This is a genomic window from Pseudomonas sp. FP1154 (genome assembly GCF_030687245.1).
In the GTDB taxonomy this organism is placed as follows: Bacteria; Pseudomonadota; Gammaproteobacteria; order Pseudomonadales; family Pseudomonadaceae; genus Aquipseudomonas; species Aquipseudomonas rhizophila.
In genome coordinates this window covers 1,307,554-1,320,108 of the sequence record NZ_CP117465.1, presented here as the reverse complement: position 1 = coordinate 1,320,108, position 12,555 = coordinate 1,307,554, and the positions used below count along the sequence as shown (strand labels likewise).

Here is a 12,555-nt window from a genome sequence, read left to right as displayed (position 1 = left end):
CAGCAACCGACAACGGCCAACCATGCGCACCAGTCAATTTTTGCTCGCCACACAGAAAGAAACGCCTTCCGACGCCGTCGTGATCAGCCACCAGCTGATGCTGCGCGCCGGCATGATCCGCAAACTCGCCTCGGGCCTGTACACCTGGCTGCCGATGGGTCTGCGTGTGATGCGCAAGGTAGAAGCCATCGTTCGCGAAGAAATGAACGCCGCCGGCTCTCTGGAAGTGTTGATGCCGGGCACCCAGCCGGCCGAGCTGTGGCAGGAATCGGGGCGCTGGGAAGAGTACGGCCCTGAGCTGCTGCGCATCAAAGACCGTCACGGTCGTGACTTCTGCGCAGGCCCGACTCACGAAGAAGTGATCACCGACCTGATGCGCAACGAGTTGAGCAGCTACAAGCAGCTGCCTATCAACCTGTATCAGATCCAGACCAAATTCCGTGATGAAATCCGTCCACGCTTCGGCCTGATGCGCGGCCGCGAATTCATCATGAAGGACGCCTACTCGTTCCACACCGACCTGGCCTCGCTGCAAGTCACCTACGACCGCATGCACCAGGCGTATTGCAACGTATTCACCCGCCTGGGCCTGAAATTCCGTCCGGTTGAAGCCGACAACGGTTCCATCGGTGGCGCCGGCTCCCACGAGTTCCACGTACTGGCCGAGTCCGGCGAAGACGACATCGTCTTCAGCAACGGCTCCGACTACGCCGCCAACATCGAGAAAGCCGAGGCCGTGCCACGGGAAACCTCCCGCCCTGCACCGACCGAAGAACTGCGCCTGGTGGACACGCCAAACGCCAAGACCATCGCTCAACTGGTGGAAGGCTACAACCTGCCGATCGAACGCACCATCAAGACCCTGATCGTGCGCGCCGAAGAAGAAGGCAAGCTGATCGCCCTGATCATCCGCGGCGATCACGAGCTGAACGAAATCAAGGCCGGCAACCAGCCTGGCGTTGCCAGCCCCCTGGTCATGGCCACCGACGCCGAACTGCGCGACGCCATCGGCGCCGGTGCCGGCTCCCTCGGCCCGTTGAACCTGCCGCTGCCGATCATCATCGACCGCTCGGTGGAGCTGATGAGCGATTTCGCCATCGGCGCCAACATCGATGACAAGCACTACTTCGGCGTGAACTGGGAGCGCGACCTGCCGGTTCCGGCCGTGGCCGACCTGCGCAACGTTGTGGCCGGCGATCCGAGCCCGGACGGCAAAGGCGTCCTGGAAATCAAGCGCGGCATTGAAGTCGGGCACATCTTCCAGCTGGGCAACAAGTACAGCAAGGCCATGAAGTGCGAAGTGCTGGGCGAGAATGGGAAGCCGGTGACCCTGGAAATGGGTTGCTACGGCATCGGCGTATCCCGCGTGGTCGCCGCGGCCATCGAGCAGAACAACGACGAGAAAGGGATCATCTGGAGCGACGCCCTGGCGCCATTCCAGATTGCCCTGGTGCCGCTGCGCTACGAGACCGAACTGGTTCGCGAAGCCACCGACAAGCTCTACGCCGAACTGACGGCGGCCGGCTTCGAAGTGCTGCTGGACGACCGCGACAAAAAAACCAGCCCCGGCATCAAGTTCGCAGACATGGAACTGATCGGCATCCCGCATCGGATCGTCGTCAGTGACCGCAGCCTGGCCGAAGGCAACCTGGAATACAAAAGTCGCACCGAGGCCGAGCCGCAAGCGCTGCCGGTCGCTGACGTGCTGTCGTTCCTCCAGGCCCGTATCCGCCGCTGACACCAGATAGAGACGTCATGTTCAAGCGAAACACCTTAGGCCTCTGGGGCGCCGCGCTGTGCGGCGCCCTGCTGGTCAGCGGCTGTGCCAACCAAATGTCGCAACGCAGCGAGCACGAAGAGCGGGTCGAGCGCAAACTGCTCGACCATAGCCTGCATATCGAAGTGGGCGAGCCCAAAGTACTCGAACTGCCGCAACGTCGGGTGCGGATCAATGAGCAGAAGACCTTCGAAGTCACCGAATTCGAAGTCACCCGCCATTATGATCGCTATACGCCGTATCAGCCCTGGCGCGAAGTTTACGAAATTCCGCTGGGCGCGGTGGCAGTGGTGGCGGGTGTCGGCGCCAATGTGGTCAATGTGTTCGCCCTTGGCAACCTCCCAGAGAGCGCGACTCGAGACTGGATCAGCTACGGCTTCGCCGGGCTCAATCCATTCATGAACGTGCCGTCCCATGGCCGCGCCCAGCAGAACCTGGCCGGAATCGACGAAGTGCAACGCGACAAACGCGTCGAACACACGAGCCTGCCCTGGAGCGAACGCCCGGTACAGGTCAAGGCTGCCCGGCAAACCTTCGAACTGAGCACCGACCGCAATGGCGTGTTGCGTTTGAATCTGCTGGAAAGCCCGTTCGCCGAGCATGATCTGAGCCACTTCGGCAAGTTGCAGATCAGCGTGACGGACGCCCTGGACGAGGTACACACCGACTCGTCCCTGAGCATCAGCAGCACGTTGCGCGGCAAGCTGGTGGAAGCCCATGGGTTGATCTACGACGATCTGGAAGATGACGAGGTGAGCCAGTGGGTTCATCGGGTCAAGCGGCTGTCGGAGCTGGGGCTTGAAGAAGAGGCCAGCGAGCTGGAACAGAGCCTGATCGAACTGACCCGCAATGATCCGGAGTTACAGACCGAATTCCTCAAAGCCCTGACCAAGGATGGCGGGCGCCTGGTGGCGGATCCAGGAGCGAACTAGCAGCAAAACCTTGTGGCGAGGGAGCTTGCTCCCGCTGGGGCGCGCAGCGGCCCTCAAGCCTGCCACCTCGGTGTGCCAGATAAGTTGAATCAACTGTTTCTGGGGCTGCTGCGCAGCCCAGCGGGAGCAAGCTCCCTCGCCACAAGAGCCGGCAAAGCCTTCATGTAAGTGGCAGCCTCACCGCTCAAACAATTCCAACTGCTCAAACCCGCCTCGCAGATCCTCCAGCCGTACCCCTATCCCCAACAAACGCACCGGCTTGCCGCCGCGGTTGAATGCCTGGGTCAATAGCAACTGGTAACTGCCCAGATCGCGCCCTGCCCCGGCCTGCTCCAGGGTGGTCTGGGTGAAGTCATGGAATTTCACTTTGACGAACGGCTTGCCCGGTCGATAACTACTGTCGATCCGGGCGATGCGCCCACTCAGGGACTGCATCAGCTCCGGCAGTTTATCGAGGCAGCTTGTCAGATCAGGCAGATCGACGTCGTAGGTGTTTTCCACACTGATGGACTGTCTACGGCTGTCATTGTGCACCAGACGCTCATCAATCCCACGAGCCAGGCTCCAGAGGCGCTCACCGAAACTGCCGAATTCGCGCACCAGCGCCAGCTTGTCCCATTGACGCAACTGCAGGCAATCGACAATGCCAAGCCTGTTCAGTTTGTCGGCGGTCACTTTACCCACCCCATGCAGCTTGCTCACCGGCAGGGCCGAAACGAAGTCTTCGACCTGATCCGGGGTAATGACGAACAAGCCGTTGGGCTTTTTCCAATCGCTGGCGATCTTGGCCAGAAACTTGTTGGGAGCGACGCCGGCGGACACCGTGATGTGCAGTTGATTGGAAACCCGCCGCCGAATGTCCTGGGCGATGCGGGTGGCACTCCCACCGAAATGGGCACTTGCGGAGACATCCAGGTAGGCCTCATCCAGGGACAGCGGCTCGATCAAGTCAGTGTAATCGCTGAAGATCGTATGAATTTCCTTCGACGCCTCCCGATAGGCGTCCATCCGCGGCTTGACGATGGTCAAGTCGGGGCAGAGCTTCAAGGCGTGTCCGGATGACATGGCCGAACGCACACCGTAGGCCCGGGCCTCGTAGTTACAGGTCGCGATGACTCCGCGCCGGTCCGCCGAACCACCGACCGCCAGGGGTTTGCCAGCCAGCCGCGGGTCATCGCGCATCTCGATAGCGGCGTAGAAGCAGTCACAGTCGACGTGGATGATTTTGCGTTGCGTCATAAGAGAAGCGGATGTGCGACAAGTCGGGACGCCAGTATCGCACCGACAACTGTATATAGCACCAGTAGTTGAAAAGATCCTTCACTGCGGCTGGAAAAAGCCTACGTGAATTTATTTCTTCAATCGCAGCGAAGCGTCCAATAGAGCGCCAGCCCTTGCCAGGCTTGCGTCACAGCGCTGTCACAATGCCCAGGACTTAGGCTAAGCAATTGAAGCTGAACAGATTTTCCTGGCGCCAGGGTTGACAGCCAGCCGATCCTCTGTAGAATGCCGCCACACAGACGCGGGATGGAGCAGTCTGGTAGCTCGTCGGGCTCATAACCCGAAGGTCGTCGGTTCAAATCCGGCTCCCGCAACCAAACATCAAGAAAGGCTACTCGAAAGAGTGGCCTTTTTTGTGGCCGTTTGTTTTTGAGCAAGGCGCCGTGAAGAGAAGACCTGCGAACCTCGCCCAACCCCACGGCGACGCAATGCAGACTGCCTGCTTGTAGGACAATTTCCTTTTGATTTCTTGTGTTTAGCTCGGTTGGCGACGAATTGGCCGTTTATTTGACCTCACCACCTTTTAACGGTTGACACTCAGGCGTTCGCCTGTAGAATGCCGCCACACAGACGCGGGATGGAGCAGTCTGGTAGCTCGTCGGGCTCATAACCCGAAGGTCGTCGGTTCAAATCCGGCTCCCGCAACCAAACATCAAAAAAGGCTACTCGAAAGAGTGGCCTTTTTTGTGCCTGTCGAAAAAAGCTTTCATGACAAATATTTTGTAATTATTTTTTTCGGCAGGGATTGGTAACTGAGCGGGTTGCCCCCATCCTGTCGCGCATAGTTCAAGAGGTGATTGATGCGCGCTCACTCGTCTGCCCCACAAGACACTGTTACTGCGGTACAACCGATCAAGGCCGGGCGCTTGCGCTGGCTGGAGCGTATCAGTCAGTACCGTCAGCCTATCGGCCTCGCTGTCACGCTGTTGCTGTTCGCCCTTGCATTGATTGCCTGTCGCCACCTGCTGAGCGAGCTCGATCTGTACGCTCTGCACGACTCGATCATGCAGGTGCCGCGCTCAGCCCTGCTCGGCGCAGTCGCCGCGACGGTCGTCGGATTCGTCATCTTGCTGGGCTATGAATGGTCCGCCAGCCGTTATGCCGGTGTGAAATTGCCCGCGAAAACGCTGATCCTGGGCGGATTCAGCGCTTTTGCCATCGGCAACGCCATCGGGCTCTCGTTATTGTCGGGGGGCTCGGTTCGCTACCGGCTGTATGCCCGCCATGGCCTGGGCGCGACAGATGTCGCCCACATGACCCTGTTCGCCAGCCTATCCCTGGGCTGTGCACTGCCGCCGCTGGCAGCCCTGGCAACCCTCAGTGATCTGCCCGCCGCTTCCGCCGCCCTGCACTTGCCGGCCACCTGGCTGGGAGCGATCTGCGTGGCGGTGCTGCTGCTCACCTGTGCGCTGGCTATCGGCATCTACCGTCGGCGCCTGCCAGAACAGCCCTATCGGGACAGCCTGCTGATCAAGGCCGGGCGCCGCACCCTGCGCCTGCCGGGCCGACGCTTGACGCTCCTGCAACTGATCATCACCACGCTGGATGTCGCGGCGGCCGCCACGGTGCTGTACTTGTTGTTGCCCGAAACACCACCGTTCGGCGCATTCCTGCTGGTGTACCTGTTGGCGCTGGCAGCCGGCGTACTCAGTCATGTACCGGGCGGGGTCGGGGTGTTCGAAGCGATCCTGCTGGCGGCCTTCGCCGACAAACTGGGGGCCGCGCCTTTGGCCGCCGCCCTGCTTTTGTATCGCTTGATCTATGTCCTGCTGCCGATGCTGGTGGCCTGTGTGTTGTTGCTGATCAATGAGGCGCAACGGCTGTTCCAGGCCCGCCAGTCCCTGCGGGTAGCGTCGGGCCTGGCGGCGCCGATCCTCGCGGTGCTGGTGTTCCTATCGGGCGTGGTGCTGCTGTTTTCCGGCGTGACCCCGGAAATCGATACTCGCCTGGAGCACATTGGTTTCCTGATCCCTCATCGGCTGGTGGACGCCTCGCACCTGGGCGCCAGCCTTGTGGGCGTGTTGTGCCTGTTGCTCGCCCAGGGTCTGCGCCGTCGCTTGTCTGCTGCCTGGATGCTGACCACCGTTTTACTGTTGGTGGGCGCCCTGCTCTCACTGCTCAAGGGCTTCGATTGGGAAGAGGCCACGCTGCTGACGCTGACGGCCAGTTTGTTGGCGGTGTTCCGGCGTTCGTTTTATCGTCCGAGTCGCCTGACCGAGTTGCCATTTTCGCCGCTGTTTCTGATTGCCAGCCTATGCGTGCTCGGCGCGTCAATCTGGCTGCTGCTGTTTGCATACCAGGACGTGCCCTACAGCCATGAACTGTGGTGGCAATTCACCCTCGATGCCGACGCACCTCGTGGTCTGCGCTCACTGCTGGGCGCGGCGGTGCTGCTGGTGGTGGTGTCCCTTACCTGGCTGCTGCGTACCGCCCGCCCGGTGATCCAGCTGCCGGCGGCAGAAGAACTGGAGCGAGCCAAAAAGATTCTCATGGCCTCTTCACAACCCGACGGCGGCCTGGCCCTGACCGGTGACAAGGCATTGCTGTTTCATCCCAACGACGAAGCATTTCTGATGTATGCCCGCCGTGGCCGCAGTCTGGTGGCATTGTACGACCCGATCGGCCCTACCCAGCAACGCGCAGAAATGATCTGGCAGTTCCGCGACCTTTGCGATATCCATCATGCGCGCCCGGTGTTCTATCAGGTTCGCGCCGAGAACCTGCCGTATTACATGGACATCGGCCTGACCGCGATCAAGCTGGGTGAAGAAGCACGGGTCGACCTCAAGCATTTCGATCTCGAAGCCAAGGGCAAAGAGATGAAGGACTTGCGCTACACCTGGAACCGCGGTACCCGGGACGGCCTGTCGCTGGAGATCCACGAACCGGGCCAGGCGCCGATGGATGAGCTGAAGGTCATTTCCGACGCCTGGCTGACCGGCAAGAACGTGCGGGAAAAAGGCTTTTCACTTGGCCGCTTCAGCGATGACTACCTCAAGCATTTCCGCATCGCAGTGATTCGTTTCGAAGGCCGCCCGGTGGCGTTCGCCAATCTGCTGGAGACGCACAGCCATGAATTGGCCAGCCTCGATCTGATGCGCGCCCATCCCGACGCCCCGAAACTGACCATGGAATTCATGATGGTCGGGCTGATTCAGCATTACAAAGCCCATGACTATGCCCGCTTCAGCCTCGGAATGGTCCCCCTGTCGGGCCTGCAACCGCGACGCGGCGCACCGCTGACCCAGCGTCTGGGTTCGATGGTGTTCCGCCGTGGCGAACAGCTCTACAACTTCCAGGGCCTGCGCCGTTTCAAAGATAAATTCCAGCCTGACTGGGAACCTCGTTACATGGCCGTGCCCGCCGGACTCGATCCGCTGGTAGCTCTGGCCGATACCGCCGCCCTGATTGCAGGCGGCCTGACTGGATTGGTGAAACGCTGATGATGCAACGCTCCTGGCGATACGTAGTGGCCACCCTGCTGGTGGTGGCGGTGATTCTCGGTGGCGGTTACTGGTACTGGAACCGCCCTGCCCCGCAACCGACCCTTGAACAGCTGACGCCGGTCGACGGTGCCCCCATGACCCGGATCATTCCCGGCACCCCGCCCCGCGCCCAAGTGCTGGTGGCGGTCAACGAAGAGCAGAAACTCAGCGACACGCAATTGCTGACCCTCAGCCGCAGCGGCTCGGCGCAAATCGTCCAGGTGATCCTGCCCAAGGACTGCATGCTGCAAGGCCGTGCCCTGCAGGCCGGCCTGAAGCAGCTCCAGGGGCCGGCAACGCTGGTCAGCGGTATCGGCCCCGGAGCCGTGCTGGCCTGGCGCTGGCTGGCGGAGCAGAAGAACGACAAGGCCCAGGCCGTTTCGGTGGACCTGGCCCTGGAAAAACCCGGCTGCACCCACCTGCTGCCTAAAAGCGCGGCCCACGGCCACTGGCTGGTGGCCTGGAATGACAACCCCGACGACACCAGCGCCGGTTTCGTCCGGGATCAACCGAACGCTGAAACCAGCATCAGCAACTACGACATCAACCTGCCACAGGTGCTGAACAACGAACTGCACAAGATCCTGGTAGGCACCGACCAGGGCGGCCTGGGCATTCCCGTAGTGGAAGTGCCGGCCAGCCAGGCCCGGGACACCGTGACCCTGTTTCTCTCCGGAGACGGCGGCTGGCGGGACCTGGATCGGGACGTGGCCGAAGAAATGGCCAAGATCGGTTACCCGGTCGTCGGCATCGACACCCTGCGCTACTACTGGCAGCACAAGAGTCCGGAACAAAGCGCCCAGGACCTCACCGAACTGATGCAGCACTACCGTCAGGTCTGGGGCACCAAGCGCTTCATCCTGACCGGATATTCCTTCGGCGCCGACGTACTGCCCGCAATCTACAATCGCCTTCCGGCCAGCGAACAGCAAGGGGTCGACGCAATCATCCTGCTGGCCTTCGCGCGCACCGGCAGCTTCGAGATCGAAGTCGAAGGCTGGCTCGGCAATGCCGGCACCGAAGCCGCCACGGGCCCGGAAATGGCCAAGCTGCCCGCCGACAAAGTCGTGTGCATCTACGGCGTAGAAGAAGCGGCTGAAAGTGGCTGTACCGACAAGACCGCGGTGGGCGAAGCCATCCAGCTACCTGGTGGCCATCATTTCGACGAGAACTATCCGGCGCTGGCCAAGCGCCTGGTGGACGAAATCAACAAGCGCCAGAACAAGAACGCCGAACAGTGAGCTGAGGCTGGTTTTTTGTGAACCCTGCGAACCTAATGTGGCGAGGGATTTATCCCCGCTCGAGTGCGAAGCACTCGCACAGGTCATGAACCCAGGAAAATCCAGAGGGTTGCTTCGCAACCCAACGGGGATAAATCCCCTCGCCACAAATTGTTGTCCACTCAACCCCACGCCCATCAAAAAGCCCCCGCTGCCACAAGACAACGGGGGCTTTTTTGTTTGGGCTACATTTCCACCTGGGTCCCCAGTTCAATCACCCGGTTCAGCGGCAAATTGAAAAAGCGCAAATTGCCGTTGGCGTTTTTCAGCATGAAGGCGAATAGCACTTCGCGCCAACGGGCCATGCTTTCAAGCTTGGAAGCGATGACCGTCTCGCGGCTGAGGAAATAGGTGGTGCGCATCGGGCTGAAGTCCAGCTCATCCAGATGACACAGCCTGAGAGCCTGTGGCACGTCCGGTTCGTCAGTGAAACCAAAGTGCAGGATCACCCGGAAGAAACCTTCGCCGTAGGAATCCACCTCGAAGCGCCGTTGCGGCGGCACCCGGGGGATGTCTTCGTACACCACCGTCAACAGCACCACTTGCTCGTGCAGCACCTGGTTGTGCAACAGGTTATGGAGCAGCGCGTGAGGCACGGCATCCGGGCGAGCAGTGAGGAAAACCGCCGTGCCCTTGACCCGATGGGGAGGTTCGACACGGATGCTGCTGATAAATACCGGCAACGGCAGAGCGCCTTCATCCAACCGATCTACCAACAGTTCCTTCCCGCGCTTCCACGTGGTCATCAGAATGAACAACACGATCCCCGCCAACACCGGAAATGCGCCACCCTGCAGGATTTTCGGGACATTGGCGGCAAAGAACAGGCCGTCCACCAATAGAAAACCGACCAGCAACGGCACCGTCAGCAGAGGTGGCCATTTCCACAGCAGCAACGCCACCGCCGACACCAGGATGCTGGTGATCAGCATGGTGCCGGTCACTGCCACGCCATAGGCAGAGGCCAACGCGCCGGACGACTCGAAGCCAAGCACCAGCAGGATCACGCCAACCATCAACGCCCAGTTCACCGCGCCGATGTAGATCTGCCCTTGTTCGGCGCTGGAGGTGTGCTGGATGTACATGCGCGGGATATAGCCGAGCTGGATGGCTTGGCGTGTGAGGGAAAACGCGCCGGAAATCACCGCTTGGGATGCGATCACCGTGGCGAAGGTCGAGAGCACCACCAGCGGCACCAGCGCCCAGCCTGGGGCCAACAGATAAAACGGGTTACGAGCGGCCTCCGGGTTCTCCAACAGCAAGGCGCCCTGACCGAAATAGTTGAGCACCAGTCCTGGCAACACCAAGACGAACCAGGCCCGGGCAATCGGTTTGCGGCCGAAATGCCCCATGTCCGCATACAAGGCTTCGGCGCCGGTCAAGGCCAGTACCACGGCCCCCAGGATCGCAACGCCAACCCCCGGATGCACCATGAAAAAGCGCACGCCCCAGGCCGGGTTCAACGCCTCGAGCACCTGCGGATGCTGGACAATGCCATGAATGCCCAGGCCGCCAAGGACCACGAACCACAGCACCATGACCGGCCCGAACAATTTACCGATCCGATCGGTCCCGTGTTTCTGAATCAGGAAAAGCGCCACCAGAATCACCAGCGCCATCGGCACAACCCAGTGATCCAGCCCATCAAAGGCCACTTCCAGACCCTCCACGGCCGACAATACGGAAATGGCCGGGGTGATCATGCTGTCACCGTAAAACAACGAGGCGCCGATCAGCCCGAGAATCACCAGCACCGAACGCAACCGGGGATAAGGGGTGGACGCCCGCCGGGCCAGCGCGGTCAACGACATGATGCCGCCTTCGCCCTGGTTGTCAGCGCGCAGGATAAACAGCACGTATTTGATCGAGACGACCCAGACCAACGACCAGAAGATCAGCGCCAGAATCCCGAACACTCCGTCATGGTTGACCTGCACACCATATTGACCGGAAAACACTTCCTTGATGGTGTACAAGGGACTGGTGCCGATGTCGCCATAGACCACCCCCGCGGCGGCCACCAACATTCCCACGGGCCTGGCCGCTGCATGCCCGGTACCCGACACCTGACTCTCTGCCTGCTCCATCCAACACTCCCACTACCTGATCCGCGCTGCTGGAAAGAAGCACCCTGATTGACCTTGCGTCCAGGCCACCTTACTTCCTGTTACAGACAAATGATTGACTGTAGAGATTCAGTTGCGCTGGACGGCGCGAAGCATAGCGCAGCACTCGTCGTTTTTCCCCGTATAAAGCTGGTCAAGCGCTTCCAGCACCGCTAGAATTGCGCACTTTTTGATCAGAGGCGCGTCAAGCGTCCTGTCTCCACAAGAGACGATCTCCCCTACACCGAGGTTAGACATGTCCACCACTACCGCGCCGGCCAACCCCAAGGTTGGCTTCGTATCCCTGGGTTGCCCGAAGGCTCTGGTCGACTCCGAGCGCATCCTGACCCAGCTGCGCATGGAAGGTTATGACGTCGTATCCACGTACCAGGACGCCGACGTGGTAGTGGTCAACACCTGCGGCTTCATCGATTCGGCCAAGGCCGAGTCCCTGGAAGTGATCGGCGAAGCCATCAAGGAAAACGGCAAGGTCATCGTGACCGGCTGCATGGGTGTGGAAGAAGGCAATATCCGCGACGTGCACCCCAGCGTGCTGGCCGTGACCGGTCCGCAGCAGTACGAGCAGGTCGTCAATGCCGTGCACGACGTAGTGCCGCCCCGCCAGGACCACAACCCGCTGATCGACCTGGTGCCGCCGCAAGGCATCAAGCTGACACCGCGCCACTACGCTTACCTGAAGATTTCCGAAGGCTGCAACCACAGTTGCAGCTTCTGTATCATCCCCTCGATGCGCGGCAAACTGGTAAGCCGCCCGGTGGGTGATGTGCTCGACGAGGCCCAGCGCCTGGTCAAGGCCGGCGTCAAGGAGCTGCTGGTGATCTCCCAGGACACCAGCGCTTATGGCGTCGACGTGAAATACCGCACTGGCTTCTGGAACGGCGCGCCGGTGAAAACCCGCATGACCGAACTGTGCGAAGCCCTCAGCACCCTCGGCGTGTGGGTCCGCCTGCATTACGTCTACCCGTATCCGCATGTCGACGAACTGATCCCGCTGATGGCCGCCGGCAAGATCCTGCCGTACCTGGACATCCCGTTCCAGCACGCCAGCCCGAAAGTCCTCAAGGCCATGAAGCGCCCGGCTTTCGAAGACAAGACCCTGGCCCGCATCAAGAACTGGCGCCAGATCTGCCCGGACCTGATCATCCGCTCGACCTTCATCGTCGGCTTCCCTGGCGAAACCGAGGAAGACTTCCAGTACCTGCTGGATTGGCTGACCGAAGCCCAGCTCGACCGCGTCGGTTGCTTCCAGTATTCGCCCGTCGAAGGCGCACCGGCCAACGACCTGGACCTGGATGTGGTGCCGGACGAGGTCAAGCAGGATCGTTGGGAGCGTTTCATGGCGCACCAGCAGGCCATCAGCTCGGCGCGCCTGCAAATGCGCATCGGCCGTGAAATCGAAGTACTGGTGGATGAAGTGGATGAACAAGGCGCCGTGGGCCGCTGCTTCTTCGACGCCCCGGAAATCGATGGCAACGTATTCATCGACAACGGCAGCAATCTCAAGCCGGGCGACAAGGTCTGGTGCAAGGTGACCGACGCTGACGAATACGATCTGTGGGCTGAACAGATCGGTTGAGCTGCTGCTTCACAGACTCAATGTGATACCTGTGGGAGCCGAGCTCCCACAGGTTCCTTCACAGGCCGAAAAATTGAAGAGCCTCGCTATCCTCACAA

Annotated in this window: 7 protein-coding genes and 2 tRNA genes; 7 read left to right on the top strand and 2 right to left on the bottom strand. The window is 60.7% G+C overall.

Annotated elements, in window-relative coordinates:
* The first annotated feature begins 22 nt into the window (after positions 1–22).
* Entirely contained in the window at positions 23–1,738 is a 1,716-nt protein-coding gene (locus PSH91_RS05990) for a proline--tRNA ligase (protein ID WP_047228431.1), read from the top strand.
* 17 nt (positions 1,739–1,755) lie between these two features.
* Positions 1,756–2,709 (top strand): hypothetical protein, encoded by a 954-nt coding sequence (locus tag PSH91_RS05985; protein WP_076386104.1) that lies wholly within the window; start codon positions 1,756–1,758, stop codon positions 2,707–2,709.
* A gap of 177 nt (positions 2,710–2,886) precedes the next feature.
* On the opposite strand, the gene dinB is transcribed toward PSH91_RS05985, so the two are convergent.
* Positions 2,887–3,948, bottom strand: a complete 1,062-nt coding sequence (gene dinB, locus PSH91_RS05980; RefSeq protein WP_076386106.1) for a DNA polymerase IV — start codon at positions 3,946–3,948, stop codon at positions 2,887–2,889.
* A gap of 282 nt (positions 3,949–4,230) precedes the next feature.
* Between dinB and PSH91_RS05975 the strand changes: the two genes are divergently transcribed.
* From PSH91_RS05975 to PSH91_RS05960, 4 genes are all read left to right on the top strand, one after another.
* Positions 4,231–4,307, top strand: a tRNA-Met gene (locus tag PSH91_RS05975).
* A 254-nt stretch (positions 4,308–4,561) separates the two neighbouring features.
* A tRNA-Met gene (locus tag PSH91_RS05970) sits at positions 4,562–4,638 on the top strand.
* A 152-nt stretch (positions 4,639–4,790) separates the two neighbouring features.
* On the top strand, positions 4,791–7,433 hold the full coding sequence (gene mprF, locus PSH91_RS05965) for a bifunctional lysylphosphatidylglycerol flippase/synthetase MprF (protein ID WP_076386109.1): 2,643 nt from the start codon (positions 4,791–4,793) through the stop codon (positions 7,431–7,433).
* The gene (locus tag PSH91_RS05960) at positions 7,433–8,716 is read left to right on the top strand and encodes a virulence factor family protein (RefSeq protein WP_076386111.1); all 1,284 of its coding nucleotides are present in this window, start codon (positions 7,433–7,435) and stop codon (positions 8,714–8,716) included. Before mprF ends, PSH91_RS05960 begins: the two co-directional genes overlap by 1 nt.
* Before the next feature lie 224 nt (positions 8,717–8,940).
* Here PSH91_RS05960 and PSH91_RS05955 read toward each other — a convergent pair whose 3' ends face one another.
* Positions 8,941–10,782 (bottom strand): potassium transporter Kup, encoded by a 1,842-nt coding sequence (locus PSH91_RS05955; RefSeq protein WP_370695188.1) that lies wholly within the window; start codon positions 10,780–10,782, stop codon positions 8,941–8,943.
* A gap of 334 nt (positions 10,783–11,116) precedes the next feature.
* Here PSH91_RS05955 and rimO point away from each other — a divergent pair, with 334 nt between their 5' ends.
* Entirely contained in the window at positions 11,117–12,457 is a 1,341-nt protein-coding gene (rimO, locus tag PSH91_RS05950; protein ID WP_047230036.1) for a 30S ribosomal protein S12 methylthiotransferase RimO, read from the top strand.
* The last annotated feature ends 98 nt before the right edge of the window (positions 12,458–12,555 follow it).